Annotated in this window: 28 protein-coding genes; 19 read left to right on the top strand and 9 right to left on the bottom strand. The window is 72.4% G+C overall.

The features are described 5' to 3' along the window. Positions 1 to 70: 70 nt before the first annotated feature. Entirely contained in the window at positions 71 to 568 is a 498-nt protein-coding gene (locus tag IE106_RS03360; RefSeq protein WP_189529691.1) for a winged helix DNA-binding protein, read from the bottom strand. Between the two features lie 179 nt (positions 569 to 747). On the opposite strand from IE106_RS03360, the gene IE106_RS03365 reads away from it, so the two are divergent. Beyond that, positions 748 to 2,895 carry a PIG-L family deacetylase gene (locus tag IE106_RS03365; protein ID WP_189529692.1) on the top strand — a complete coding sequence of 716 codons (2,148 nt, stop codon included), beginning with the start codon at positions 748 to 750 and terminating at the stop codon, positions 2,893 to 2,895. Positions 2,896 to 3,028: 133 nt separating this feature from the next. Here the strand turns inward: IE106_RS03365 and tuf are convergent, their stop codons facing one another. The 6 genes from tuf to IE106_RS03395 all read right to left on the bottom strand — a co-directional run bounded on the left by tuf (position 3,029) and on the right by IE106_RS03395 (position 9,435). Beyond that, positions 3,029 to 4,222, bottom strand: coding sequence for an elongation factor Tu (tuf, locus tag IE106_RS03370; RefSeq protein WP_189529693.1), 1,194 nt, complete (start codon positions 4,220 to 4,222; stop codon positions 3,029 to 3,031). A 151-nt stretch (positions 4,223 to 4,373) separates the two neighbouring features. Beyond that, complete coding sequence (gene fusA, locus IE106_RS03375) at positions 4,374 to 6,500, bottom strand: elongation factor G (protein WP_189529694.1); 2,127 nt, start codon at positions 6,498 to 6,500, stop codon at positions 4,374 to 4,376. Between the two features lie 38 nt (positions 6,501 to 6,538). Continuing rightward, entirely contained in the window at positions 6,539 to 7,009 is a 471-nt protein-coding gene (rpsG, locus tag IE106_RS03380) for a 30S ribosomal protein S7 (RefSeq protein ID WP_023587042.1), read from the bottom strand. A gap of 2 nt (positions 7,010 to 7,011) precedes the next feature. Further along, the gene (gene rpsL, locus IE106_RS03385; RefSeq protein ID WP_003948652.1) at positions 7,012 to 7,383 is read right to left on the bottom strand and encodes a 30S ribosomal protein S12; all 372 of its coding nucleotides are present in this window, start codon (positions 7,381 to 7,383) and stop codon (positions 7,012 to 7,014) included. Between the two features lie 379 nt (positions 7,384 to 7,762). Then, positions 7,763 to 8,782 carry a hypothetical protein gene (locus IE106_RS03390; RefSeq protein WP_189529695.1) on the bottom strand — a complete coding sequence of 340 codons (1,020 nt, stop codon included), beginning with the start codon at positions 8,780 to 8,782 and terminating at the stop codon, positions 7,763 to 7,765. A 212-nt stretch (positions 8,783 to 8,994) separates the two neighbouring features. Next, positions 8,995 to 9,435, bottom strand: a complete 441-nt coding sequence (locus IE106_RS03395) for a helix-turn-helix domain-containing protein (RefSeq protein ID WP_189529696.1) — start codon at positions 9,433 to 9,435, stop codon at positions 8,995 to 8,997. A 198-nt stretch (positions 9,436 to 9,633) separates the two neighbouring features. Between IE106_RS03395 and IE106_RS03400 the strand changes: the two genes are divergently transcribed. The 3 genes from IE106_RS03400 to IE106_RS03410 all read left to right on the top strand — a co-directional run bounded on the left by IE106_RS03400 (position 9,634) and on the right by IE106_RS03410 (position 11,066). Beyond that, on the top strand, positions 9,634 to 9,924 hold the full coding sequence (locus IE106_RS03400) for a WhiB family transcriptional regulator (RefSeq protein ID WP_229839968.1): 291 nt from the start codon (positions 9,634 to 9,636) through the stop codon (positions 9,922 to 9,924). 109 nt (positions 9,925 to 10,033) lie between these two features. Next, positions 10,034 to 10,786, top strand: coding sequence for a hypothetical protein (locus tag IE106_RS03405; RefSeq protein WP_189529697.1), 753 nt, complete (start codon positions 10,034 to 10,036; stop codon positions 10,784 to 10,786). A gap of 55 nt (positions 10,787 to 10,841) precedes the next feature. Continuing rightward, entirely contained in the window at positions 10,842 to 11,066 is a 225-nt protein-coding gene (locus tag IE106_RS03410) for a hypothetical protein (protein WP_189529698.1), read from the top strand. A 173-nt stretch (positions 11,067 to 11,239) separates the two neighbouring features. Here IE106_RS03410 and IE106_RS03415 read toward each other — a convergent pair whose 3' ends face one another. Continuing rightward, the gene (locus IE106_RS03415) at positions 11,240 to 11,524 is read right to left on the bottom strand and encodes a hypothetical protein (protein ID WP_229839969.1); all 285 of its coding nucleotides are present in this window, start codon (positions 11,522 to 11,524) and stop codon (positions 11,240 to 11,242) included. A gap of 355 nt (positions 11,525 to 11,879) precedes the next feature. Here IE106_RS03415 and IE106_RS03420 point away from each other — a divergent pair, with 355 nt between their 5' ends. From IE106_RS03420 to IE106_RS03435, 4 genes are all read left to right on the top strand, one after another. Beyond that, positions 11,880 to 12,287, top strand: a complete 408-nt coding sequence (locus tag IE106_RS03420) for a phage tail termination protein (RefSeq protein WP_189529699.1) — start codon at positions 11,880 to 11,882, stop codon at positions 12,285 to 12,287. 138 nt (positions 12,288 to 12,425) lie between these two features. Beyond that, positions 12,426 to 13,040, top strand: a complete 615-nt coding sequence (locus IE106_RS03425) for a phage tail tube protein (protein WP_189529700.1) — start codon at positions 12,426 to 12,428, stop codon at positions 13,038 to 13,040. Between the two features lie 98 nt (positions 13,041 to 13,138). Beyond that, on the top strand, positions 13,139 to 13,429 hold the full coding sequence (locus IE106_RS03430) for a hypothetical protein (RefSeq protein WP_189529701.1): 291 nt from the start codon (positions 13,139 to 13,141) through the stop codon (positions 13,427 to 13,429). A 65-nt stretch (positions 13,430 to 13,494) separates the two neighbouring features. After that, positions 13,495 to 13,833 carry a hypothetical protein gene (locus IE106_RS03435; RefSeq protein ID WP_189529702.1) on the top strand — a complete coding sequence of 113 codons (339 nt, stop codon included), beginning with the start codon at positions 13,495 to 13,497 and terminating at the stop codon, positions 13,831 to 13,833. Between the two features lie 19 nt (positions 13,834 to 13,852). Here IE106_RS03435 and IE106_RS03440 read toward each other — a convergent pair whose 3' ends face one another. Next, a complete protein-coding gene (locus IE106_RS03440) occupies positions 13,853 to 14,512 on the bottom strand; it encodes a hypothetical protein (protein WP_189529703.1) in 660 nt (219 codons plus the stop codon). A 40-nt stretch (positions 14,513 to 14,552) separates the two neighbouring features. Here IE106_RS03440 and IE106_RS03445 point away from each other — a divergent pair, with 40 nt between their 5' ends. From IE106_RS03445 to IE106_RS03495, 11 genes are all read left to right on the top strand, one after another. Next, positions 14,553 to 15,395: a hypothetical protein gene (locus IE106_RS03445; RefSeq protein ID WP_189529704.1), complete on the top strand. Its 843-nt coding sequence runs from the start codon at positions 14,553 to 14,555 to the stop codon at positions 15,393 to 15,395. 24 nt (positions 15,396 to 15,419) lie between these two features. Beyond that, positions 15,420 to 16,619: a phage tail protein gene (locus IE106_RS03450; RefSeq protein WP_189529705.1), complete on the top strand. Its 1,200-nt coding sequence runs from the start codon at positions 15,420 to 15,422 to the stop codon at positions 16,617 to 16,619. Next, on the top strand, positions 16,616 to 17,902 hold the full coding sequence (locus IE106_RS03455) for a phage tail tape measure protein (protein WP_189529706.1): 1,287 nt from the start codon (positions 16,616 to 16,618) through the stop codon (positions 17,900 to 17,902). The genes IE106_RS03450 and IE106_RS03455 overlap by 4 nt, the downstream gene beginning before the upstream one ends. Before the next feature lie 36 nt (positions 17,903 to 17,938). After that, a complete protein-coding gene (locus tag IE106_RS03460) occupies positions 17,939 to 18,874 on the top strand; it encodes a phage distal tail protein (RefSeq protein WP_189529707.1) in 936 nt (311 codons plus the stop codon). Between the two features lie 79 nt (positions 18,875 to 18,953). After that, complete coding sequence (locus tag IE106_RS03465; protein WP_189529708.1) at positions 18,954 to 20,156, top strand: hypothetical protein; 1,203 nt, start codon at positions 18,954 to 18,956, stop codon at positions 20,154 to 20,156. 8 nt (positions 20,157 to 20,164) lie between these two features. Further along, entirely contained in the window at positions 20,165 to 21,271 is a 1,107-nt protein-coding gene (locus IE106_RS03470; protein WP_189529709.1) for a hypothetical protein, read from the top strand. A 3-nt stretch (positions 21,272 to 21,274) separates the two neighbouring features. Next, complete coding sequence (locus IE106_RS03475) at positions 21,275 to 21,991, top strand: hypothetical protein (RefSeq protein ID WP_189529710.1); 717 nt, start codon at positions 21,275 to 21,277, stop codon at positions 21,989 to 21,991. Between the two features lie 65 nt (positions 21,992 to 22,056). After that, positions 22,057 to 23,502: a phage tail protein gene (locus IE106_RS03480; protein WP_189529711.1), complete on the top strand. Its 1,446-nt coding sequence runs from the start codon at positions 22,057 to 22,059 to the stop codon at positions 23,500 to 23,502. An 80-nt stretch (positions 23,503 to 23,582) separates the two neighbouring features. After that, positions 23,583 to 24,494 carry a peptidoglycan-binding protein gene (locus IE106_RS03485; protein ID WP_189529712.1) on the top strand — a complete coding sequence of 304 codons (912 nt, stop codon included), beginning with the start codon at positions 23,583 to 23,585 and terminating at the stop codon, positions 24,492 to 24,494. 11 nt (positions 24,495 to 24,505) lie between these two features. Next, entirely contained in the window at positions 24,506 to 24,739 is a 234-nt protein-coding gene (locus tag IE106_RS03490; protein ID WP_189529713.1) for a hypothetical protein, read from the top strand. Further along, positions 24,726 to 24,992 carry a hypothetical protein gene (locus tag IE106_RS03495; protein ID WP_189529714.1) on the top strand — a complete coding sequence of 89 codons (267 nt, stop codon included), beginning with the start codon at positions 24,726 to 24,728 and terminating at the stop codon, positions 24,990 to 24,992. The genes IE106_RS03490 and IE106_RS03495 overlap by 14 nt, the downstream gene beginning before the upstream one ends. Positions 24,993 to 24,997: the final 5 nt, after the last annotated feature.

Below are 24,997 nucleotides of genomic sequence, written 5' to 3' on the forward strand. Positions count from 1 at the left end.
CGGCGCCGCGTGGCGCGCCCCGCCCCACACGCCGGGCCCCCGCGCGGCCGGGCCGCCTCCGCCGTGGACGTCAGTGCGCCGCCGCCCCGCTCGCCTCGGCGTTGCGGGCGATCCGCCGCAGGACGCGCAGCGCCGCCGCGTACTCCTCGTCCGGTACGCCCTCGTGCAGCCGCGCCCGCACCTCGGCGACCAGCTGCTTCCCCCGCGCGTGGGCGGCGAGGCCGGCGTCGGTGACGCGCAGGACACCCGCCTCGTCCTCGGTGGCCCAGCCGCGCTGCAGGAACCGGGCCGGCACGCGCGGGATCTCGTCGGCGTCGTCGGCCAGCGGGGCCAGCCCGGCGGCGAGGGCCTCGCGGGTCACGCCGTCCCGTCCGGCGGCGACCAGGCGGTTGAGGGTCCACCACAGGGGCTGGGTGAGGTCGACGGACGCCATGGCGTCGCGCAGGTGCCGGAGGACGGCCCTGTTGACGACGCCGCTCCAGTAGCCGATGGGCTGCGCGGCGAGGTTCTCGTCGGTGACGTTCGGGTCGGCGGTGGCGGGAGCGAGGACGGGTGAGGAAGGGGTCATGGCGCGACGCTATGACCTCAAGTCGGCTTCAGGTCAAGGCCGGCCGTGCTTGAACACCCCGCCGCGTCCCGGGCAACCCGAGGTGTCGATAATCCGTCTAGACGACCGCGGGAACCGCGCCGACCAGCGCTTCCGCCGCAGGCAGGACCACTCACCGCAGCACCAGTACGGGGGCACACGTGAACGACATACCGGGGGGCCGGCCTCACGCTGCCGTTTTCCGTACCGGAGCGGGCGAGGGGACCCCGGCCCCCGGGGGCCGCGGCGGCCTGCGCCCCACCCGCCGCCGCACCCTCTCCGTCGCCCTCGCCCTCGCCGGGGCGACCGGCCTCGGCGGCCTCGCCGGCTGCTCTGTCCCCGCCCCGCGCCGCGGCGGCCCCACCGCCGACCCGGCGCCGGGCATGCCGATCACCAACTCGCGCCGCGCCCAGCTGATGCAGATCATGGCGCACCCGGACGACGACCTGTACTTCATGAACCCGGACTGCCAGCGCATGGTCGACGCCGGCGTCCCCCTGGTCTGCGTGTACGTCACCGCGGGCGAGCACACCGGGAAGAACCACGTCCCCGGCCGGACCGACGAGACCGTCGCCGACAAGGCCGCGTACTCCTCCGCCCGCCACCAGGGCCTGCGCCAGGCGTACGCGCAGATGATCGGCCTCGACCGGTTCACCCCCTGGCAGAAGGGCGTCGCCACCCTCCGCGGCGACCGCCAGGCCGAGATCGACACCCTCACCCACGGCAACCGCCGCGTCGAACTGGTCTTCCTCAACCTCCCCATGCACGCGCCCCGCCGCTGGATGGCGATCCCCAGCCTGTGGGAGGACCGCGCGCTCGGCCTGCGGACCGTGGTCGCGACCGACTCCCCCGTCCGCCGCGCCTCGGACTACGACTACGACGGCCTGATCGACGTCCTCGTGGGGCTGATGGAGCGCTACCGGCCCACCGTCGTCCACACCCTCGACCCCGACCCGGACATCCAGCACAGCGACGAGGCGACCCGCAGGAAGGACTCCGAGCAGCCCGGCTACTCGGACCACGGCGACCACACCGCCGTCGCCTCCTTCAGCTGGGCGGCGATGGTCCGCTGGGTCGCCGAGGCCACCGCGGACGGCGGTGCGATACCGGGCTTCGTCACCACCTCCTTCCGCGGCTACTACAACCGCCACTGGCCCAAGAACCTCCCCGAGCCGGTCCTGCGGGAGAAGGCCGCCCACCTCGTCCCGTACGGCGGCGACCCGTCCTGGCAGTGCGGCAACGACGCCGGCTGCGGCGACTACATGGTCGGCGGCAGCCGCCCCCTCACCAACAAGAAGGGCTGGGTCCGCGCCACCCACCACCGCTACCCCGGCCCCGGCCCGGTCGTCACGACCGGCCCCGACGGGCGGCTCTCCGTCCACGGGGTGCTGGGCCTGCGGGCGGTGCGCTGGCGGGAGACCGAGGCGGGCAGCGGCCAGTGGGGCGAACCGGACGACCTCGGCGGCGGCCCCCTCGCCCCCGGCCTGGGCGGGGCGACGCTGCTCGACGGGCGGCAGCTGCTGTTCGGGCTGCGGTTCGCGGCGCTCGGCGGGCACGGCGGCGCCAACAAGCGCGAGATCGCGGTACTGGAGCAGCGCTCCCCCGGCGGCCCGTTCCTGGCGTGGTCGGGCCTCGGGAACCCGGAGCGCGACGACGACCGGGGGCGCCGGATCGGCGTGCCCGTTGCGGTGACCGCCACGGACGGCCGCGTCCACCTCTTCGTGCGCAACGCCGACAAGGGCGTCAGCTCGCGCGTCCGGGAGGCCGACGGCACCTGGGGCCCCTGGCGGGACCTGGGCGGCGGCGAGGTGCAGGACGGGCTGTCGGCGGCGGTCGACGGGCGGGGGCGCGTGCACCTGTTCGCCGCGGGCCGGGAGCGCGTGCACCACTGGGCGCAAGGCGCCCCCGGCGAGCCGGTCGCCTTCCGTCCGGGCGGCGCGCTGCCGGCGCCGGGCGGGCCGGTCGGCGTGGCGGCCGCGCCCGACGGCGGCCTGGCGCTGTACTACCGGCGGCCGGCCGCGCCGGAGCTGGTCGCGGTACGGCCCGACGGCACCCGGCTGCCGGCCCCCGCCTTCGACGGGTACGGCACGGTCGACGCGGTCGGTACGCCCAAGGGCCCGGTCCTCCTCGGCCGCGACCTGCGCGGGCGCGTCCAGCTGCACGTCGGCGGGCGCCACGCGGTACGCGCCCGGGGCGTGGTGGCGCTGGGCCCGGCGACGCCGCACCTGGGGCCGCAGGGCGCGATGGCCGTGGGCGTCGGCGCGGACGCGTTCCCGTGGTCGTGGTCGTCCCACACGGGCACGGCCTGACGGCCCGGCCCCGGACACGCGGACACGCGGACATGACGAAGGGCCCCGCACCTCTCGGTGCGGGGCCCCTCTGTCGCTCCGGGTGGCCCCGGGAGCGACCAGATCAGCCGTTCAGGCCGTCAAGAAGCGGAACTTACTTGACGATCTTGGTGACCTGGCCGGCGCCGACGGTCCGGCCACCCTCACGGATGGCGAACTTCAGGCCCTCCTCCATGGCGACCGGCTGGATCAGCGAGACCGACATGGTGGTGTTGTCGCCCGGCATGACCATCTCGGTGCCCTCGGGGAGGGTCACGACGCCGGTCACGTCCGTGGTACGGAAGTAGAACTGCGGGCGGTAGTTGTTGAAGAACGGCGTGTGGCGGCCACCCTCGTCCTTGGAGAGGATGTAGGCCTGCGCCTCGAACTCGGTGTGCGGGGTGACCGAGCCCGGCTTGATGATGACCTGGCCGCGCTCGACGTCCTCGCGCTTGATGCCGCGGAGCAGCAGACCGACGTTCTCACCGGCCTGGCCCTCGTCGAGCAGCTTGCGGAACATCTCGATGCCGGTGACCGTGGTGGTGGTCTTCTCGGTCTTGATGCCGATGATGTCGACGGTCTCGTTGACCTTCAGGACACCGCGCTCGATACGACCGGTGACGACCGTGCCACGACCGGTGATCGTGAAGACGTCCTCGATCGGCATCAGGAACGGCTTGTCGACGTCGCGCTCCGGCTGCGGGATGGCCTCGTCGACGGCGTTCATGAGGTTCATGACCGACTCGGCCCACTCCGGGTCGCCCTCGAGCGCCTTCAGAGCGGAGACCTTGACGACCGGAACGTCGTCGCCCGGGAACTCGTACTCGGAGAGGAGCTCACGGACCTCGAGCTCGACGAGCTCCAGGATCTCCTCGTCGTCCACCATGTCGGCCTTGTTCAGGGCGACGACGATGTACGGAACGCCGACCTGGCGGGCCAGGAGCACGTGCTCCTTGGTCTGCGGCATCGGGCCGTCGGTGGCGGCGACCACGAGGATGGCGCCGTCCATCTGCGCGGCACCCGTGATCATGTTCTTGATGTAGTCCGCGTGACCCGGGCAGTCGACGTGCGCGTAGTGACGCGACTCCGTCTGGTACTCGACGTGCGCGATGGAGATCGTGATACCGCGCTGACGCTCCTCGGGAGCCTTGTCGATCTGGTCGAAGGCCGAGGCCTCGTTCAGGTCCGGGTACTTGTCGTGCAGCACCTTGGTAATGGCGGCCGTGAGGGTCGTCTTACCGTGGTCGATGTGACCGATGGTGCCGATGTTGACGTGCGGCTTAGTCCGCTCGAACTTCGCCTTCGCCACGGGGGTCCTCCTGGAGAGTGGTTCTGTACGCCTTGCTCATCGGCGCCAGGTGATCTTTGCTGGGGTGCCAGGCGCCGGGGCCCGATTCCTCGGGTTACGGGGATGGGAACCCCGGCGACTGGGTCAAGCCTAAAGCGTGAACTCGGGAGAGTTACTCGCCCTTGGCCTTCGCGATGATCTCCTCGGCGACGTTCCGCGGAACCTCGGCGTAGGAGTCGAACTGCATCGAGTAGCTTGCGCGACCCGAGGTCTTGCTGCGGAGGTCGCCGACGTAGCCGAACATCTCCGACAGCGGCACCAGGCCCTTGACGACACGGGCACCGGCACGCTCCTCCATGGCCTGGATCTGGCCACGGCGGGAGTTGATGTCACCGATGACATCGCCCATGTAGTCCTCGGGCGTGGTGACCTCAACGGCCATCATCGGCTCGAGGAGCACGGGGGACGCCTTGCGCGCGGCCTCCTTGAAGGCCTGCGAACCGGCGATCTTGAAGGCGAGCTCGGAGGAGTCCACCTCGTGGTAGGCACCGTCGAGCAGGGTGATGCGCACGCCCGTCATCTCGTAGCCCGCGAGGATGCCGAACTGCATGGCCTCCTGGCAGCCGGCGTCCACCGAAGGGATGTATTCCTTCGGGATGCGGCCACCGGTGACCTTGTTGACGAACTCGTACGAGGCGTCGCCGCCCTCGATCGGCTCGATCGCGATCTGCACCTTGGCGAACTGACCGGTACCACCGGTCTGCTTCTTGTGGGTGTAGTCCACGCGCTCGACGGCCTTGCGGATCGTCTCACGGTACGCGACCTGCGGCTTGCCGACGTTGGCCTCGACCTTGAACTCGCGCTTCATGCGGTCGACGAGGACCTCGAGGTGAAGCTCGCCCATACCGCCGATGACGGTCTGGCCGGTCTCCTCGTTGGTGTGCACCTGGAAGGAGGGGTCCTCCTCCGCGAGACGCTGGATGGCGACACCCAGCTTCTCCTGGTCACCCTTGGACTTCGGCTCGATGGCGACCTCGATGACCGGCGCCGGGAAGTCCATGGACTCCAGGATCACCGGGGCCTTCTCGTCGCACAGCGTCTCACCGGTCGTGGTCTGCTTCAGACCCATGACGGCGATGATGTCGCCGGCGCCCACCGAGTCGATCTCCTCACGCTTGTTCGCGTGCATGCGGTAGATCTTGCCGATGCGCTCCTTCTTGCCCTTGACGGAGTTCAGCACCGAGGTGCCGGACTCCAGGCGACCGGAGTAGATCCGGACGAAGGTGAGCTTGCCGAGGTGCGGGTCGCTCATGATCTTGAACGCCAGCGCCGACAGCGGCTCGTCGTCGGACGGCTTGCGCTTCACGACCGTCTCGGCGTCCTTGACGTCGTGGCCCTCGATGGCCTCGATGTCGACGGGCGACGGGAGGTAGCGGACGACCGCGTCGAGCAGGGGCTGGACGCCCTTGTTCTTGAAGGCGGTACCGCAGAACACTGGGGTCACCGTGGTGCCGGTGCCCTTGCCGGAGGCGATGGTGATACGACGGATCGCGGCGTACAGCTGCTCCTCGGAAGGCTCCTGGCCCTCCAGGTACAGCTCCATGATCTCTTCGTCGTTCTCCGCGACGGCCTCGACGAGCTTGTTGCGGTACTCCTCCGCGGCCTCGGCGTGGGTGTCCGGGATGTCGACGACGTCGTACATCTCGCCCTTGGCCGCCTCGGCGGACCAGACCAGCGCCTTCATGCGGACCAGGTCGATGACGCCCTTGAAGTCCGCCTCGGCACCGATCGGCAGCTGCATGACGAGCGGCTGCGCGCCCAGGCGGTCCGAGATCATGTCCACGCAGCGGTGGAACTCGGCGCCCGTACGGTCGAGCTTGTTGACGAAGCAGATGCGCGGAACGCCGTAGCGGTCCGCCTGACGCCACACGGTCTCGGACTGCGGCTCCACACCGGCCACACCGTCGAACACGGTCACGGCGCCGTCGAGGACGCGGAGTGAACGCTCCACCTCGACGGTGAAGTCGACGTGACCGGGGGTGTCGATGATGTTGATGGTGTGATCGACGTCCTCGAGCGACCAGTGACAGGTCGTCGCGGCGGACGTGATCGTGATGCCGCGCTCCTGCTCCTGCTCCATCCAGTCCATCGTGGCAGCGCCGTCGTGGACCTCACCGATCTTGTACGAGACACCGGTGTAGAAGAGGATGCGCTCGGTGGTGGTCGTCTTGCCCGCGTCGATGTGGGCCATGATCCCGATGTTGCGGACCTTGGCCAGGTCAAGCGAAGTGGTAGCCATAAGGCTTCAGTCTTCTCTCGGTCTCGATGTGGGTGCGACTACCAGCGGTAGTGCGCGAAGGCCTTGTTGGACTCGGCCATCTTGTGCGTGTCCTCGCGCTTCTTGACCGAGGCGCCGAGGCCGTTCGAGGCGTCCAGCAGCTCGTTCATCAGGCGCTCGGTCATGGTCTTCTCGCGACGGGCGCGCGAGTAGCCCACGAGCCAGCGGAGAGCGAGGGTGGAGGCGCGACCGGGCTTGACCTCGATCGGCACCTGGTAGGTGGCGCCACCGACACGGCGGGACTTCACCTCGAGGGCGGGCTTGACGTTCTCGAGGGCGCGCTTCAGCGTGATGACCGGGTCCTGGCCGGTCTTCTCGCGGAGGCCCTCCATCGCACCGTAGACGATGCGCTCGGCGGTGGAACGCTTGCCGTTGAGCAGAATCTTGTTGATGAGCGAGGTCACCAGAGGAGAACCGTAAACCGGGTCGATGATGACCGGGCGCTTCGGGGCGGGGCCCTTACGAGGCATTCTTACTTCTCCTTCTTGGCGCCGTAGCGGCTGCGGGCCTGCTTGCGGTTCTTGACACCCTGGGTGTCGAGCGAGCCGCGGATGATCTTGTAGCGAACACCCGGCAGGTCCTTCACACGGCCACCACGCACGAGCACGATGGAGTGCTCCTGCAGGTTGTGTCCCTCACCCGGAATGTAGGCCGTGACCTCGATCCCAGAGGTCAGACGCACACGCGCGACCTTGCGGAGGGCCGAGTTCGGCTTCTTCGGGGTGGTCGTGAACACGCGCGTGCAGACGCCGCGGCGCTGAGGGGAACCCTCGAGTGCGGGCGTCTTGTTCTTCTCGACCTTGTCCTGCCGGCCCTTCCGGACCAGCTGCTGGATCGTAGGCACTACTTCTCCGGTTTCTGTGTGCCGTGTAGTGAAGCTAACCTGAAACGTCACCGACCCACGCGGTCGGGTGTGTCGGATCCTGCGCACTTCCGCCGCAGGGCGGAAATGGGCGCGGATCACGGTGGCCGTCCACGGCTCGCCGTGCGGTTGAAGACACGCACAGGAGCCCAGGCACACCCCAGGCACAAGGTCTGAGCGTACCTACCGTACGGACCTGGGTCAAAACAAATGGCCTCGCCCGGACCGGCCCCCACGAGCCGCCCCCGGCCGCACCCGGGCCGGGGCGACGGGCGGGACCGCGGCGGCGGGGAGGGCGGGGCCGGGGCCGCGGGCCCGGGAGGACGGGACCGCGGCGGCGGAGGACCGGCGCGGCCACGGCTCAGGCGCCCTCGTCGCCGGGTACGGACGGCTGCCGGGGGCGTCCGCCGGTCTGGCCGCGCCGGGGGCGGCGCGGGGCGACGATCTTCGGGATGGTGGGGACCTTCGACGTGCGGCTCTTGGGGGCGAAGGCGTGGCGGGGCGCCGAGGAGGGCCCGGCGCCGCTCCCGTCGGGGGTGGGCGCTTCGGGGGCGGGCGCTTCGGGGGCGTCGACGTCGGGCCCCTCCGGGGCGTCGGCGTCGGGCGCTTCGGGGCCGTCGGCGCCCTGCGGGGCCTCCCCGGACGCGGCGGGTCCGGCGGTGGGCGGCGCGCCCGGGGCGCCGGAGGCCGGGCGGGTCCCGGGCGGGCCGTCGGATGCGGCGGAGCCGTCGGGTGCGGCGGGCGCGGCGGAACGTTTCGGCGCCGGGGCGTGCGGGAGGCCGGCGGGCGCGCCGGACCCGCCGGTACCGGTCGGCGTGGTGGCGCCGGGGGGATCGTCCGGCGCGGAGGAGGGCGTCCCGGCGGAGTGCGGCGCGGGCCCGGGCGCCGCGGTGTCGCCCCGTACGCCGGTCTCGCCGCCCGTGACCGGGTCGACCCCCCTTCCCCCGCCCTCCAGCCGGGGGTCGGGGTCCGCCGCGTAGGGCAGGTGGCGGTCGCGCGGGAAGGGGATGACGGAGCCGGGGCCGTGCGTCCGGTCGACCAGGCGCAACGGCCGGGACCGCCCGCCGCGGGCCTCCTCCACCAGCGGGGCGAAGTGGAGGGCGGCGTCGCGCCAGCCGTGGGCGTACGCCGTGAACTCGCGGCGCTCGACCTCCTCGCGGAGCAGTACGGCGATCTCCTCGGGCGCGTGGTCCTCCAGCAGCCGTCCCAGCAGGCCCAGCAGGCCCGGGAGGTCGTCGGGCGGGGAGGGGGGCTCGTCGGCGGCGGGGCGTCCGGCGGCCGGGTCGCGGGCCGGGTCTCCCGCCGGCGGGCCTTCGTGACCGGTGCGGCTGTCGCCCGCGCCGTCGCCCGCGGGCGGGGAACACTCTTCGCCCTCGACCATCAACGCGTCTCTTTCCGTGTCCCGTTGCCGCCGACCCATCCAGCGTCGCAGGCGTTCCCGAGCGGCGCATGCGTGTCGCCGGTGGCGCTCGACGCGCGGCTCGGACGGGCTTCGGCCTGCGTAAACAGGAGAGGACAGACCGTGACACCTTACCGGGGTGGAGGGAGGCGGCCACCTCGGAGGCCGGGCGGCGGCGGACCGCCCGGCCGGGTTCACTCCTTGGCGAGCGGCGCGCGGCGCGCCGGGGCGGCCGGCAGGAACTGACCGGCCACCTTCATGAACATCTCGCGCTGCTCCGGCGGCACGCCCAGCCCGGCGGCGGCCTCCTCCAGCGTCAGGCGGCGGCCCTCCCCCGCGTCCCGCGGCGGCGCTTCGGCGACCTGCGGCAGCGGGAGGTCGTCCTCCGTGAGCCGCCCGGATCTGATCAGCATGTCCCGCACGGGCACGTCCAGCACGTGGGCGAGACGGCGCGTCGTCTCCAGGTCCGGCATGCTCTGGCGCTGCAGCAGCCGGGTGATGGCCGCGCGGTGGACGCCGGCCTCGTCCGCGAGACGGGACTTACCCCCTCCGCGGGGACTGTCGATGTCGAAGCCGCGGCGGCGGATCAGTTCCTCGATCCAGGCGGCGAACTGTTCCAGGTCACTGGCGGTCATGTGTGGGGTCGCCTCCCTCCGAAGCGAGCCTCAGACTATCGCGCTTGCGCGCACGGAATTACGCGCTCCCCCGCCCGCACCGTGCAGATTCCGAGAAGATCAAAGCCCTCTTGAGTTGCGAGCGTGCACGCAACATGACAAGGTGCGTACTCGCAACATCTTCTCCGGTCGCCCCTTCCGCCACGCTCAGGAGTCCGCATGCCGTCCGCCCCACCCCCGCCCCTGTCCGAGGTCATGGAGTTCTTCGGCTGGCGCGCCGCGGCCGCGTGCTCGGGACTGCCCCCGCACGTCGTGTTCGCCCGCCGGGAGGCGGAGGCCGGGCCCGCGCTGACGGCCTGCGGGAGGTGCCCGGTCGTGGACCGCTGCCTGGAGGCCGTGGCGCCCGCCGAAAGCTGGTTCGACGGCGTCAGCGGGGGGCGGCTCTGGCGCAACGGCCGCCCCGTCGCGCTCCGCCACCGCCATGACGGGACGCGGGCCGACGCCGCCTGAGGACGTTGCGCGCTCGCACACCACCCCCGTCCCGTACGGAACACCGCCGCGGGCCGCCCGGACCCACCCCGGCGCCTCGCACCCCCTCACGTCACGCTGGGAGCACTCCATGGCCGAACCGACGCCCACCGCACGCACCCTCCAGGACGCGGCCCTCTGGATCGAGGCGCTGCTGCGGCAGTTCCCCGAACTGCTGACCGAGCTGGCCCCCGGCCGGCCCTCCCCCGGCACCGCTCCCGAACGGCGGCGGGACCCCTCCCCCGAGACGGCGCGGCGCGTACGCGAGGAGCGGCGGGACGCGCTGCTGGTCGAGCAGCGGCACGGGCTGACCGCGCCCGGGTACTCGGCCGCGCCCCTGCGCCTCCACGTCTCCGACGCCGTACGGGACATCACCGACGGGGTCGTCGAGCTGGACGAGGCCGTCCACGACAAGCTCGGGCTCGGCCGCCCGCGCCACGCGCGGGTGCCGCAGCGGCTGGTCCGGATCGCCGGCCTGCTGGACCGGGTGGCCGGCCACCCCGCGCTCGCCGCCCACGTGCGGGACGAGTGCCGTCGCATGGCGCGTCGTTGCGCGCGCGTCCTCGGCGACTCGGAGTCGATCGTCCGGGTGCGGGGCCGCTGCCCGTGGTGCGACTCGGTGTCGCTGCGCGCCTTCCCCGCCCGTCGCGCGGTGCTCTGCGTGAACCCGGCGTGCCGGTGCGAGGCCGCGGAGTGCGACTGCCGTACGGACCCGGCGTACCGGCACGTCTGGCACGAGGGCGAGTGGGAGGGCCTGGCGCGCACCGCCGGGACGGACCGGGCGGAGATCGACGCCTCCATGGACGAGACCGCGGACGCGCGGACCGGCCCGCGGGCCGGGTGACCGCACCGGCCCGCTTCCCGCACCCAACCACCCGCCCGCATCGAAGGGACCGCAGATGACCACCGACCACAGGAGCCCCCGGACGGCCCTCACCGCCGACACGTTGATCAACAGCGACCTCGCCGCGGCGGAGGCGGGCGTCGTGCCGGCCACGATCCGCAAGTGGGTCCAGCTCGGCCACCTGGTGCCCTCCGGGCGCCGGGGCCGGGCCCTCCTCTACCGGCTGGAGGACGTGTTCGCGGCCGAGCGGGCGGCCCGGCGCAAGAGCCCCGCCCGCTGACGGCGGCCCCTCCGGCCGGCCCCGGGCCGGCACGCCGGACGGGCCCACCGGCGCTCGGGTCCACACCGGCACACCGGCGCTCGCGGGCGCACGAACACACGGACGCACGGCCCACGAGAGAGGCGGCCACCCCCACACGGGGTGGCCGCCTCCGCCGTGTGCGCGGACCCGCGTCAGGGTCCGTCGTCCCCGTCCGGGCGCATGGGCAGCACCTGCGCGTCACCGGGGTCGGGGTGCGTTCTGCCCAGGTGGGCGACGGCCTCCTGCCAGCCTCCGGCGAATCCGTGCACCTCGGCCTCGACCGAGATCCGCGCGCCGATCTTCCCGACCACCGCGGTGAGCACTCTCGCCGTCTCATCCGTGTAGACCCCGGTCTCGCCCGCCTCGGCGGCGACCTCCAGGGCAGCGGCGACCACTTCGGTCAGCCGCTCATGAGCACTGCCGGCACTGCTGGCCACACGCACCTGCCGTTCCCCGTTCGCACAACGAGCTGCCATTCGCCCTCACCGAACGTGTTCGAATGTATGTTCGAAATCATGAGGGTACGCCTCCCGCGCACCCCCGCACCACCCGAAACGCGCCTTCCAGAGGCGACCGCGCACGAACAAGTTGCGCGCTCGCACGATCTCAATCACTATGGATGCAGCGGCGGAGCTGTGCCCGCATCCCTCCAGGGCACCGCTCCGCCGCCCGTGTGTCCGGGCGGTGCCCGTGGACCCGGCCCACGCCCGACGGCGGCCCCGGCCGCCGAGCGCGCCCCGGTCACCGCCCGGGCCCCTCCGGCCCCCGTACGAACAGGAGTGATTCCCCGTCATGAGCTCAGCCCCGAGCACCTTCCCCGACGTGGAGGCCATCGTCGTGGACCTCCTCTCCGACCGGCCGGAGCTGGCGGGGGCGGTCGTCGACGAGTCACCGCCGACCGGTTTCGACGGCACCCAGCGGGCCGTGATCGTCTCCCGCCGCGGCGGCGCCTGGATCGACGACCTCCACCTCGACCGGCCGCTGATCGAACTGGAGGTGTACGGCCCCGACAAGACGGCCGCGCACGCCCTGGCCAACGCGGCCCGCGCGGTGCTGCTGCGATGCGCCGGCACCGTGTTCGGCACCTCGGTCATCACCGACGTCGCCGAGGCCGACGGCCCGCGCTGGCTGCCCGACTACGTCTACACGGCCGCGAACCGCTACCTCTGCGTGATCCGGCTCTCCGTGCGTACGGGCTGACCCCGCCCGTACGCCGCCCCGTACGGACCGGCCCCGCCGCCCGTACCCCACCGACCAGGCCCCGCCAGTCCCGGCGGGGCCTTTGCCGTACCCACGGCAACCCCACCGCACCACCCGATCCCCTCCAAGGAGCACACCATGGCAGGCAACTCCGCTTCCGAGATCCGCGTCGCCGGTACCGGACGGGTCCTCGTCGCCCCCCTGGGCGCCGCCCTCCCGACCACCTTCTCCGCCAACCCGTCCACCGACTGGGACGGCAGCTGGGTGGACCTCGGGTACACGACGACCGACGGCGTGACCTTCTCCAAGAAGGACAAGCTGGACCCGGTCGAGACGTGGCAGTCCATCAGCCCGGCCCGGTTCGTCTACTCGGACCGCGACCTGACGCTGAAGTTCTCCATGCTCCAGTTCAACGAGGACACGCTGCCGTTCTTCATGGGCGGCAGCAAGACCGACATCGTCTCCGGCGGCACCGCCAACCCGGGCGTCTTCACCTTCGACGTGCCGGACGGTCCGACCTTCGACGAGCGGGCCCTCGGCCTGGAGTTCACCGACGGCACGAACGTGACCTACCGCTTCGTCATCCCGCGCGGCCAGGTCACGGCCACCGACGACATCAAGCTCGCCCGCAAGGCGGCCGCGTCGCTCGGTGTCACCTTCACCGCGCTGTCGGCCGGTGACGGGGAGCCGCTGGCCACCTTCGTCATGAAGGACCCGGCGTACGGCGCGGCCACCGCCCCCGCCACCGCCTGATCACCACCCCCGCGCCGGGCGGGAGCCGTCCGCTCCCGCCCGGCGCGCACTCCACCCCTTCACCACCGCAGAGCCCCAGAGACACGGAGACGCCCATCATGACCTCGTTCAACGTCAACGCCGCCCGCGCCCAGCGCCTGGAAGCGCTCGGCCAGACCTGGTCGTTCGAGCTGGATGGTGAGACCTTCGAGCTTCCGACCGAGCTCACCCGCGGCGTCGCCGGCGGGCTGAAGGACCTCGACGACAACGACGTCGACGGCCTGCTCCTCCTGCTGATGGGCAAGGAGCAGTTCGCACGCTTCGGGAAGCACGAGGTCACCATGCAGGACATCGCCGCCATCCTGGAGGCGTACGGCAAGGAGACCGGGCTCGGCCTGGGGGAAGACTGAGCCTCGACGAGTTCGTCACCGAACACGCCGAGGCCCTCGAAGCCGACCTCCTGAGGCACTACGGCGTGGACCTGCTGGACTGGCACCGCGGCCGGCTCTCCTCACGCCGGCTCACAGTGCTGATCAAGCACATGCCCCAGGACAGTGCCCTGTGCAGGGAACGGGACGGCGAGGCGGCGGAGTGGTCGGTCACCGACTACCTCCTGGCCGCCCTCGTCGACCACATGGCGGCGGCGAACTGGATGTTCGCCTCCGTCCACTCGGACGAGGACTCCGACCCGCCGGAGCAGCCTGTTCCGGTCCCGCGGCCGGGTGACCGCGAGCGCCGGGAGGAAGTGGAGCAGTCACCGCCGGAGGAGGCAGGGTTCCCGGACCCGGCGGAGCTGGGCCGCTTCTTCTCCTGAGCCGCGGCCGGCGCCACCGTCAGCCCAGCGCCTTCTTCCGCCAGCGGGAGAAGCGCCGGGCGACGGCGCGGTGACTCCAGTCGACACCGAAGTGCACGGCGAGGTTGGGCAGTACGCGCCCGCGGTACAGCCCCTCCTGGATCCAGAAGGAGTCACCCATGGAGTGTCTCCGGCCGAACAACTGCCAAAAGGCCGCGCCGGGGCCCGCGTCACGGATCGCGAGCACCATCTCCTCCTCCTGCAGCTGATTGTCGAGCTGGAAGAGCACCAGGGGCGGTGCCGGTGCCTCCCGCAGCGTCGCGACCACCTCACGCAGTGCCACGAGAGGGCGGCTGATCGAAGACCGACCCGCCGCGAACACCCCCTCCACGCGAGTGGCCGGACGCCTGTCCTCGAGGAACGAGAGGCCACCGGCGTCCGAAATCGTCGCCCATTCGCCGGCCCATTCCTCCAGCGTCTCCGGCTCCACACGCATGCGCACGGCGACGCCTCCGTCCGCAATCCGGTCGTCGGCCGGCTCCCCGTACAGGACGACATCGACTCCCGCGCCCGGAGAGATGCCGCCCGCGATGCGGAGAGCCTGCCGGACCTGCCACGTGATCGCGTACTCGTCGGGGCCAAAGTAAATCGATCTCCCGGTGGGAAGCACAAGAATCACCCGCGCGGCATCCGAATTCATGCGGGCACCATACCCCCAGTGATCTCACAGGAGAACCCGGATGACCACACCCAGGAGCCTGAAGCAAGTCGATGAAGCGCTCGCGAAGCTGGAGGAAGACGCAAAGGTAAAGTACAAAGAATTCCGGGAGTCGCTCAGTGGGGTGTCCCGGTCGGTCAACAGGCTGAGTTCCACTCAGAACGGCCTCAGCATGACCGTCAACGGCATCAGCACCACCCAGAACGGCCTCAGCAAGACCGTCAACGGCATCAGCATCACCCAGAACGGCCTGAGCAAGACCGTCAACGACGTCAGCATCACCCAGAACAACCAGAGCCTGACGGTCAGCAAGTACAGCAAGACGGTGAACGACATCAGCGTCACCGTCAACGGCATGAGCGCCACCCTGTCCAAACTCAGCGGGACCGCCGCATGGGCGTCCGGCACCCTCACCGCCCTCACCGCGAGCCTCGCCCTCGTGACAGTCGGGATCTCCGCGATAAAAATCGACGAAAAAGGGATCACGATATTCGGGGTGACCCGGGAGTTCGTGTGGACGAACAAGCTCCTGAAAAAGTGGGAGGACTACGCCCGGGAAAAGTGGACGTGGATGGAGAACAAGGAACAGAAGAGGGTCAGAGAGGAAAAGGAGAAGCTGGAGAGGGAGACCAAGGAGGAATTCCAGAAACTGAAGGACGAAGTCAAGGCGATAAAAGAGGCCTTCAGGAAGGCCGGCGAGTCCTTCAGGGGCCAGCGGGACACCGAGGCCGGACGTTTCCCCAGCGGCACCAACACCCGTGGCCTCGACACCACCCACGGGAACGGTCCCACGGTCCGGGGCGTCGCCTCCGACGTCCGTGTGCTGCGCGCCGCCGTCGACTCCCTCGCCACCGCCTTCGCCTAACCGCGCACATTCCAAGGAGTCGCCATGTCGCTCGCCTCGGCAGCAACACGGGCCTCGGGCTCACTGAAGCAGTTCAAGACCCAGGCGGACGCCTCGGCCCGGGCTGCCCAGAGCATCGGCCAGGGCGCCCGCAACGGTCAGGGCGGACTGGCCGGACTGCGGTCCGCCGCCCAGGGTTCCACACGTGAACTGAACAACCTCAAGTCCGCAGCCGACAAGGCGGACAAGTCCCTCGCGAAGGCCGGGAAGACCGGCACGACCAGCGGCAGCCGGATCGGCAACTTCAAGAAGGGTGCCGACAACGCTTCCAAGGGCATGAACGGCCTCAACAAGTCCATGAAGGGCAATTTCATCGCCCGGCTCATGGAACTGTTCATGCCGCTCATCGAGAAGGTGGTCGAGATGGCCACCCGCTCGAAGACCATGCAGAAGGTCCTCAAGACCGCCTTCGACGCCGTCAAGAAGGTCGTCACCGCCGTCATGAAGGCCATCGGCCCGATCATGAAGGCGGCCGGCAAGCTCATCAAGACGGTCTGGGACGGCATCAAGAAGTCCGTCACCGTCGTCGTCAACGCCGTATCCAAGGTCATCTCGACGACCTTCAACGCCATCAAGAAGGTCATCACCACGGTGATGAACGGCGTGAAGTCCGTCGTCTCCGGCGTCTGGAACGGCATCAAGCGCATCATCCTGCCGGTCGTGAACTGGATCAGGGACGTCGTCCCCAGGGCCTTCACCGCCGTCAAGGACAAGCTCTCCAGCGTCTGGGGCGGCCTGAAGGACATCGCGGGCCGGGCCTTCGACAAGATCAAGGGCGCGGTCAAGGGCCCGATCAACGCCGTCATCGGCCTGATCAACGGCGCGATCGGCAAGCTCAACGGCATCAAGGTCTCGATCCCCGGCTGGGTGCCCTTCGTCGGCGGCAAGACCTTCGGCGTCAGCCTGCCGAGGATCCCGATGCTCGCCCAGGGCGGCGTCGTCCAGCCGCGCCGCGGCGGCGTCCACGCCATCGTCGCCGAGGCCGGCGAGGCCGAGGCCGTCCTGCCGCTGTCCAAGCTGGACCGGCTGCTGCGCCACACCGCGCGGGCGGCCCGCACCCGGTCGACCGACGCGGGGGCCGGTGCGACGCACGGCTTCCGGATCGAGAACTACTACGAGGCGTCCTCCAGCGACCTGCGGGAGACCGCCTCGGCCCTGCTGTTCCTGTCCAAGGCGCGCGGATGAGCGCCGCGCTCGCCGCTCCGGCGAACGTCCTCCAGGTCGAGCTGCACAGCCTCACCCGTGCGCTCACGTCGTTTCGCGGCCAGATCCAGCCGATCGTCCGAGCCACCCGTGCCCTGCGTGGCGCCCCGGCCCGGATCGCCGGTGCACTCGACGGCGTCCGCTCCGGTGCCGCCTCCGCCACCACCCAGCTGCAGCAGGTCCGCAGCCGGGCCGGCGCCGCGGGCAGGTCCCTCACGGGTGCCGGCCGCGCGGCCGGCACCGCCGGGAGCGGCCTCCGAGGCGGCGGCTCGAAGACCAGGGGCGCCGCGGGAGGGCTCGCCGCTCTCGTGGCCGGTGCTGCGGGATTCGACAGCATCGCCGGCCTCCTCGGCCAGTTCGTCGGCCCGATGTCCCAGACCATGACCGTCCTCGGCATCGGCCTCGGTGCCGCCGCGGCCGCCATGACGGCCACCAACGTCGCCATGCGCGCCAACCCGCTCGGCTTTCTCGCCGGCATCATCGTCCCGGTCGTGGCCGCCCTCGTCGAGTACGCCATGAGCACCGAGACCGGCCAGAAGATCATGAAGCAGGTCTTCGACCACGTCCTGAAGACCTTCCAGGGGATCCTGAAGTTCCTCGGCCCGGTCGTCACCTTCTACGGCACCCTCGTCGGCTCGTACTTCAAGGCCGTGGGCGTCGTCGTCACGACCGTCGTCGGGGTCGTCGGCGCCGCCGTCTCCGGGGACCTCGGCAGGGCCAGGGGGTCGATCTCCCGGGCGACCGAGGCGCTCAGCGGCCTCGTCCGCCGCCCGTGGAACGCCTTCAAGTCCGTGATCCGGCCCGTCCTGGACTGGATCACCCGGAGGATCCCCGACATGTTCACCCGGGTGAGGGACGCCACCTCCGCGACCCTCGGCGGCATGGGCGACTTCGTCGCCACCGGCCTGCAGGCGCTCGCCGGGGTCATCACCGGCCCCATCAAGGGTCTGATCGCCTTCGCCAACTGGGTCATCGACGGACTCAACAGCCTCAGCGGCGAGTTCTTCGGCAAGAAGTTCGGCGTCGACCTCGACAAGATCCCGCAGCTCGCCGAGGGCGGCGTCGTCGACTCCGCGCGCGACGGCGCCTCCGCCGTCCGCCCGCTGTCCTCGCTCGACCGGCTGCGGCCGGCCGAGTCCGGCCACCGGACCGGCGGCCCCCGCTCCCCGCACCGCGGCCGGCTGCGCACCTACCGCGAACCGGAGGGCCGCAGCGCCCTCGCGATCGCCGAGGACCTGCTTTTCCTGCACCGGACCGCGGCCTGAGGGCGCGGCCTGACGAAAGTGAGGTGACGGCCCGTCATGGCCGAGACCACCACCGCGTACCCGGAAGAGACCCCACCCGGCTCACTGATCACCCGCGACGGGCAGATCCAGTGGGCCGGACTGCTGATGGGCCCCGGCACGCCGTACCAGATCGACCGCTCCGGCATCACCGGCTGGGACGACCTGCCCACCCTCGACACGGGTGACGTCGCCCGGCCCGACCAGCACGGCGCCTGGCCCGGCGCGGTCTGGGCGCAGCCGCGGCTGGTGACCGCCACCGTCTGGCTGGTCCCGCCCACCGCCGCGCAGGCCGCCGAGACCAACGCCGCGTTCCGCGCGGCCACCGGGCCCGAGGGCGGGGAGCGCTGGCTCGCGGTGCGCCTGCACGGCGAGACGCTCGCGGTACGCGCCCGGGTCAGCCGCCGGGTGATCCCCCAGGACCGCGCGTACGTACGGCAGGGGCTGGGCAAGGCCGGCCTCCAGTGGACGGCGACCGACCCCCGGCGCTTCAACACGGTCGCCCGTGAGGGCCAGGCCGTGCTGCCGGTGCCCGAGCCCGGCCTGGTGTGGGAGAACGAGGCGGGGAGCGGGCTGCGGTGGCCGCTGGAATGGGGCGGCGACGCCGAGGCGGGCAGCTTCACCGCCGTCAACGAGGGCGGCGCGGCCGCACACCCGGTGATCGAGTTCCGCGGCCCGGTGCGCCGCCCGGCCCTGAGCCGCCTCAGCGACGGCCGCCAGCTCCAGTACGACATCGTGCTCGGCGCCGGTGAGGTCCTCACCGTCGACACCGAGGCGGGCACGGTCCGGCTCAACGGCACGGCGTCCCGGCTCTACACGGCGACGCCCACGTCGACGCCCGAGCAGCTGTTCCGGCTGGAACCGGGCCGTACGTCGCTCGCCTTCCGCTCCGACGACGCGACCCCCGACCCGCGCGCCTCGGTCACGGTCCGCTGGCGCGACGCCCACTGGTGACCGCCCCCGCCCACCCCGGCCCCGCACACCCCGACCCCGCGGTCCCCGAGTTCCGCACCCCACCTTCCAGGAGGACGACATGCCCGTACGCAGCGCGTGGCTGATCAACCGCACCACGACCGACTCCGGCCAGACCCGCTCCGACACCCGGCTCGCCCCCACCGGCACCATGGCCCCCAGCGGTGCGCTGACCACGATGTCCGGCGTCATCCCCGGCTCCCAGGACGGCCGGTACATCATGGACGGCCTGTACGTCTACGGCGACACCGCCGGGATGACCGCGAACGTCGCACCGGGCCGGGCCGTCATCCAGGGCTCCCCGGCGGCCGGCGCCTACCCGGTCGTCGTCACCGACTACACCCAGGTCACCTTCGACGACGGCGACGCGAACAACCCGCGTGTCGACCTGGTCCTGCTGCGGGCGTACGACGCCCAGTTCGACCCGGCGTCCGGGCGCACCGAGGCCGTCCTGGAGATCCTCAAGGGCGCGCCCGCACCGGCCCCGGAGCCGCTGCCCGTGCCGGAGGGCGCCCTCGCCCTGGCCCGCGTCCACGTCCCGGCCGGGGCGTCCGTCGGCACCGGCGGCCTGGACTGGTCCAAGGCCGTGTACGACCTGCGCCACACCACGGTCGCGGCCGGCGGCATCCTCGCCGAGTCGTGGAACCGCGACAGCCGGGGCGGCTACGCGGGCCAGTACCGCGACAACGCCAGCCAGCTCCAGCGCTGGGACGGCACCCGCTGGGTCTCCTACCCGCGGCACCTCGGCGGGATCGCCCCGCAGGGCGCCCTGGCGGCCGGCGAGTACGCGGGCCAGTACCGCGACGAGGGCGGCAGGCTCCAGCGCTGGGACGGCGCCGTGTGGCGGCCGATCGTCCCGGTCACGGGGTGGGCGTTCAACAACGACGGCGGCTACTGCACCTCCACCACCTGGGTGGAGGCCATCACCGACACCGCCCACCCGTCCATCTCCGCCCAGTTCACCACGCCGGTGTCGGGCACGGTGCTCATCACCGTCGGTTACCTCGGCGACAACTCCGTGGACGGCGCCTGGTCGCAGATGAGCGCAGTCGTCCGGCTGGACGGCGCCGTCGTGCTCGCGGCCGACGACCAGCGGGCGGCACAGGCGACCGGCAAGGACGCCAACTCCGTGGTGCACACGTTCCGGCTCGCCGGCCTCAAGCCGCACACCGTCTACACGGCGACCGGCGCGTACCGCTCCTCGGCCACCAGCAACAACGCCTGGGTCGACAACCGGTTCCTCCGCGTCGACCCGGTGCTGTGAGCCGCCCCGTGAGCCGATCCGTCACCACGCCCGTCTACCGGGCGGTCTTCTGCGACCTGCGCACCGACCGGGTCCTCGACGTCCTGCCGCTCACGGAGGCCAGGTTCGACGACTACATCGGCAAACCGGGCTCCCTGTCGGCCACCGTCCCCCTGCCCGAGCCGGCCCTGGCGGCCCGGGCCAGGGAGGCCCTCCAGCCCGGCCGCACGGCGGTCTGGCTGGAGCGGGACGGGGACGTCTGGTGGGGCGGGGTGCTGTGGACCTGCACCCCGGCCACCGACGAACAGGGCCGGATGACCGTGCAGTTCCAGGCGGGCACCTTCGACTCGTACCTGGACCACCGCATCCTCTCGGCCGACGTGGTGCTCCTCCAGGCCGACCAGTTCGACATCGCCCGCGCCCTGGTGGCGCACGCCCAGGAACAGGACGGCGGCGACATCGGGATCAGCCTGGGCGCCGAGACGTCCGGCGTACGCCGCGACTTCGCGTCCGGCTACACGGCGCTGGCCCGGATCCGGGAGCTGCTCGACAAGCTGGCCCAGCTCGCGGACGGCTTCGAGTGGCGCGTCCACTGCTACCGCGACGGCCAGGGCCGCCGCGTCAAGCGCCTCCAGCTGGGGCATCCGCGGATCGAGTCGAGCCGGGCGGACATCGTCCTGGACCACCCCGGCTCCGTCCTGTCGTACAGCCTGCCCACGGACGCGACCGTGCAGGCGAACGTCTGGGTGGCCCGCGGCGAGTCCGACAACACCGACCAGGCCCAGGACTCCCTGCCCCTCACCGCCGTGGCGAGCGAGCCGGCCGACCTGGCCGGCGGGTGGCCGCGGCTGGAGCGCACGTCGGACCACAGCGGGGTCAAGGACGTGGCCACCCTCCGCTCCCTGGCCAGGGCCGAGCTGTCGCGGCAGCGGCGCCCGGAGCTCATCCCCGAGCTGACCGTCGTCCTCGACGACCGGATCACGCCCGCGCTGCTCGGCGCCCGGATCCGGCTGCGGATCCACGACCTGTGGCACCAGGACGGGCTCGACGCCCACTACCGGATCGTCGGCCTCGCCGTGAACCCGCCGCAGCGCACCAGGCCGGAAACGGCGACGCTCTACCTGGAAGGGGTGTGACCCGTGGCGATCATCCCCACCGACCTGCTGGACCGCATCCGCACCCTGGAACGGCAGATCCGGGAGCTGATGGGCAGCGCGAACACCACCCCCGCCCTGAACCAGATCAACGACGGCGAGGTCGTCATCGGCGACGGCGGCCGGCTGCGCGTCCGGACCGCCGCCGGCGAGGACCTGATCCACATGGGGCGGGTCCAGCCCGACCGCGGCCCGGACACCCCGCAGCAGGGCCTGATGGTCCGCCGGGACGACGGGTCGATGGCGCTGACCGTGCGGACGACCGCGCCGGACCGGCTGGAGACCCAGCCGGTGCAGATCTTCGACCGGCGCGGCAACGTCGTCGTCGCCGACGACGCCGCCCAGCGCGGCCTGGCCCGCCCGTACATCCCGTACCCGCTGCCCCGGCCGGTCGACACGGCCCGCTGGGAGACCACCGGGAACACGGCCTGGACCACCCTCTACAGCGGCCCGGGCATCGCCCAGCACCCGCGGCTGTACGCCCGGATCGCCGTCCAGGGCTCGGCGGGCGCCCAGGTCCGCCTCCTCGTCGACGGGTCCCCCGTGGGCCCCGTCGGCGGTCCCGGCGCGGACCTGGAGTTCCGGGAGTCGCTGGCGGTCGCGTTCAGCGCGACGGTCACCTTCGAGATCCAGGCGAAGGTCGCCGCGGCGGGCGACACCGTCCGCTGCCGTCCCCTCGCGCTGTACGGCGTCCAGTCCTGACCCGGGGCCCGGCCGCGCCACCGCCGGCCGGGCCCCGCACCCGACCCTGTGAAGGAGACCCCTCCGTGCTCCCCGCCTCCATCCCCACCGTCCGGGTCACCGCCCGGTACCTGACGCCGGACGGCACTCCGATGAGCGGATCCGTCGAGTTCCGCCCGCCGTCCCTGCTCACCCACTCCGCCGCCGACGTCTTCGTCGGCGGGCCGACCGTCGCCCGCCTCGACGGCGAGGGCCGGATCGACGTGGTGCTGCCCGCCACCGACGCCCCCGGCTGGAACCCGGTCGACTGGACCTACCAGGTGACCGAGAAGCTGGCCGGGCTCGGCCGCAACCGCGCCTACCAGATCGCCCTGCCCGCGGACCGGCCGACGGTCGACCTGGCCGACTCCGCCCCGGCCGACCCGAACACCCCGCACTACGTGGCCGTTCCCGGCCCGCCCGGACCGGCCGGCCAGATGGGCCCGGCAGGCCCGGCGGGCCCGGTCCGCTCCGTCAACGGGCGCACCACCCCGGACATCACCCTCACCGCGGAGGACGTCTCCGCCATCGCCGCCGGCAAGGCGGGCGCCGCCGGGGGCGTGGCGAGCCTCGGCCCCGACGGCAAGGTGCCGGCGGCGCAGCTGCCCGCCCTCACCGGCGCGGTCTCCTCGGTCAACGGGCGCACCGGCGCGGTCACCGTCACGGCCGCCGACCTGGGGGCGCTGACCCCGGCCTCGGGCGACACCCGCTACCTGGGCATCGACGCGGCCCCGGTGAAGACGGTGAACGGCCGGACGGGGGCGGTCCAGCTGACCGCCGTCGACGTCTCGGCGGTCGCCGCGGGCGACGCGGTGCTGACGGCCGGCGACCAGACGGTCAGCGGCGCCAAGACGTTCGCCGTCCCGCCCTCCACCAGCGTCAACCCGTCGGCCGCGAACCACCTGGTCCGGCGCGGCTACGTCGACGCGGTCTCCGCCGCGGGCACCTGGTCCCCCGCCTCGATGGGCTTCTCGTGCTGGTCGTTCGACCCGGCCGCGTCCTCGGGCAACACCGTGCAGTACTGCATCAACGGCTGGGTGTACCTGATCGGCGTACCGCTGCACGCGGCCACCACCGTGAAGAACGTGGTGTTCTACGTCCCCGGCTACGTGGGCGGCACCCTCGCGGCCACCTCCTTCGCCGGCCTGTACACCGGCGCCGGGGCGAAGGTCGGCCAGACGGCCGCGCTGAACGGCCTGCTCACCGCGACCGAGGGGAAGACCGTGGTCCTGCCGCTGACCACCGCGTACGCCGCGACCCCGGGCAACTACTGGGTGGCGCTGCTGGTCAACGGCCCGAACCCCAGCAACAGCGGGCCGGGCTTCATGCGCGGCGCCTCCATGGGCGAGGTCCCCGGCGGCAGCGCCCGGATGCCGGGCGCGTTCGTCCGCCACGGCCGGCTGCCCACCACGGGACAGACCTCGCTCCCGGCCTCGTTCACCCCGTCGACGGTGCTCGCCGACTCCAACGCGATCTGGGCGGCGCTCTCCTGACCCTCCCGCCCCACCCGCACCACGGGCCCCGTGCCGGCCTCCACCGGTACGGGGCCCTCCCGCATTCCGGAAGGACGCCCATGGCAGCCCCCCTCTCCCCCGACCGGCTCCTCGCCGCCCTGCGCGCCGAGGGCGTCAGCGTCGTCGAGCGCCCCGGCTGGCGCACCCACCACCGCAACCACGCCGGCGCCTGGGGCCCGGTCGGCGGCGTGATGATCCACCACACCGTCACCAGCGGCACCGCCGGCTCCGTCGACCTGTGCTTCCGCGGCTACGAGGGCCTGCCCGGCCCGCTGTGCCACGGCGTCATCGCCAAGGACGGCACCGTCCACCTCGTCGGCGGCGGCCGCGCCAACCACGCCGGCGGCGGTGACCCGTCCGTCCTCCGGGCCGTGGTCACCGAGACGTACCGGGACCGGCCGCCCCTCCCCCGCGCCCACCAGGGCAGCGCGAACGCCGTCGACGGCAACGCCCGCTTCTACGGCTTCGAGTGCGTCAACCTCGGCGACGGCACCGACCCGTGGCCCGCCGCCCAGCTCGACGCGATCGAACGGGTCGGCGCCGCGCTGTGCCGGGCACACGGCTGGGGCGCCCGCTCCGTCATCGGCCACCTGGAGTGGTCCGCCCACAAGGTCGACCCGCGCGGCTTCGCCATGCCCGGCATGCGCGAACGGATCCAGAAGCGGCTCGGTGCCGCCCCCTCCCCCCAGAAGCCCGCCCCGCCGAAGCCCGCCACGCCCCGCTACCAGCCGTTCCCGGGCGCCGCGTTCTTCCGGTCGAACCCCCGCTCGCCGATCATCACCGCGATGGGCCGCCGGCTCGTCGCCGAGGGCTGCGGCCGCTACCGGGTGGGCCCCGGCCCCCGCTGGTCGGAGGCCGACCGCCGGTCGTACGCGGCCTGGCAGCGCAAGCTCGGCCACACCGGCGCCGACGCCGACGGCTGGCCGGGCGCCACCTCGTGGAACGTGCTGAAGGTCCCGTACACCCCGTAAGGAGCACCACCATGTCCGAGGCCGCCAAGCGCACGGCCCGCACCGTCCTGCAGTCCGCCGTCGGCATCGCCGTCGTGCTGCCCGCGGTCGTCGACGCCGCCGGCGTCCCGCAGACTCTCCCCTGGGTCGCCGGGGCGCTGGCCGTCGCGGGCGCGCTCACCCGGATCATGGCCGTCGACGCCGTGCAGCGGCTCCTGCCGGCCTGGCTGCGCACCGCCCCGGGGGGTGTCGATGGGCGAGACTGACGCACCGCACGACCCCGTCACCGTCGCCGTGGAGCTGGAACGGATGCGCGGCACCCTGGAGGCGGGCCTGGCCCGCGTCGACGGCTCGCTCGCCCTGCTCGTCCAGCGCAGCGACCAGACCGACAAGCAGCTCGCCGACATGGAGTCCCGCCTCGAAGCCCTGGAACGGTCCCGCTGGCCGCTGGCCAGCGTCGCCGCGCTGACCACCAGCGCCGGCTTCCTCCTCGCCCTCTGGCAGCTGGCCGCCCACTGACGGCC

Origin of the sequence: Streptomyces roseolilacinus (genome assembly GCF_014649335.1) — a bacterium.
GTDB lineage: Bacteria > Actinomycetota > Actinomycetes > Streptomycetales > Streptomycetaceae > Streptomyces > Streptomyces roseolilacinus.

What these genes read in the sequence shown, in the direction of transcription:
- IE106_RS03360 (WP_189529691.1), bottom strand. Translation starts at nt 568, where the DNA reads ATGACCCCTTCCTCACCCGTCCTCGCTCCCGCCACCGCCGACCCGAAC.
- fusA (WP_189529694.1), bottom strand. Translation starts at nt 6,500, where the DNA reads ATGGCTACCACTTCGCTTGACCTGGCCAAGGTCCGCAACATCGGGATC.
- rpsG (WP_023587042.1), bottom strand. Translation starts at nt 7,009, where the DNA reads ATGCCTCGTAAGGGCCCCGCCCCGAAGCGCCCGGTCATCATCGACCCG.
- IE106_RS03390 (WP_189529695.1), bottom strand. Translation starts at nt 8,782, where the DNA reads ATGGTCGAGGGCGAAGAGTGTTCCCCGCCCGCGGGCGACGGCGCGGGC.
- IE106_RS03395 (WP_189529696.1), bottom strand. Translation starts at nt 9,435, where the DNA reads ATGACCGCCAGTGACCTGGAACAGTTCGCCGCCTGGATCGAGGAACTG.
- IE106_RS03400 (WP_229839968.1), top strand. Translation starts at nt 9,634, where the DNA reads ATGCCGTCCGCCCCACCCCCGCCCCTGTCCGAGGTCATGGAGTTCTTC.
- IE106_RS03405 (WP_189529697.1), top strand. Translation starts at nt 10,034, where the DNA reads ATGGCCGAACCGACGCCCACCGCACGCACCCTCCAGGACGCGGCCCTC.
- IE106_RS03410 (WP_189529698.1), top strand. Translation starts at nt 10,842, where the DNA reads ATGACCACCGACCACAGGAGCCCCCGGACGGCCCTCACCGCCGACACG.
- IE106_RS03420 (WP_189529699.1), top strand. Translation starts at nt 11,880, where the DNA reads ATGAGCTCAGCCCCGAGCACCTTCCCCGACGTGGAGGCCATCGTCGTG.
- IE106_RS03425 (WP_189529700.1), top strand. Translation starts at nt 12,426, where the DNA reads ATGGCAGGCAACTCCGCTTCCGAGATCCGCGTCGCCGGTACCGGACGG.
- IE106_RS03430 (WP_189529701.1), top strand. Translation starts at nt 13,139, where the DNA reads ATGACCTCGTTCAACGTCAACGCCGCCCGCGCCCAGCGCCTGGAAGCG.
- IE106_RS03440 (WP_189529703.1), bottom strand. Translation starts at nt 14,512, where the DNA reads ATGAATTCGGATGCCGCGCGGGTGATTCTTGTGCTTCCCACCGGGAGA.
- IE106_RS03445 (WP_189529704.1), top strand. Translation starts at nt 14,553, where the DNA reads ATGACCACACCCAGGAGCCTGAAGCAAGTCGATGAAGCGCTCGCGAAG.
- IE106_RS03450 (WP_189529705.1), top strand. Translation starts at nt 15,420, where the DNA reads ATGTCGCTCGCCTCGGCAGCAACACGGGCCTCGGGCTCACTGAAGCAG.
- IE106_RS03455 (WP_189529706.1), top strand. Translation starts at nt 16,616, where the DNA reads ATGAGCGCCGCGCTCGCCGCTCCGGCGAACGTCCTCCAGGTCGAGCTG.
- IE106_RS03460 (WP_189529707.1), top strand. Translation starts at nt 17,939, where the DNA reads ATGGCCGAGACCACCACCGCGTACCCGGAAGAGACCCCACCCGGCTCA.
- IE106_RS03465 (WP_189529708.1), top strand. Translation starts at nt 18,954, where the DNA reads ATGCCCGTACGCAGCGCGTGGCTGATCAACCGCACCACGACCGACTCC.
- IE106_RS03485 (WP_189529712.1), top strand. Translation starts at nt 23,583, where the DNA reads ATGGCAGCCCCCCTCTCCCCCGACCGGCTCCTCGCCGCCCTGCGCGCC.
- IE106_RS03490 (WP_189529713.1), top strand. Translation starts at nt 24,506, where the DNA reads ATGTCCGAGGCCGCCAAGCGCACGGCCCGCACCGTCCTGCAGTCCGCC.
- IE106_RS03495 (WP_189529714.1), top strand. Translation starts at nt 24,726, where the DNA reads ATGGGCGAGACTGACGCACCGCACGACCCCGTCACCGTCGCCGTGGAG.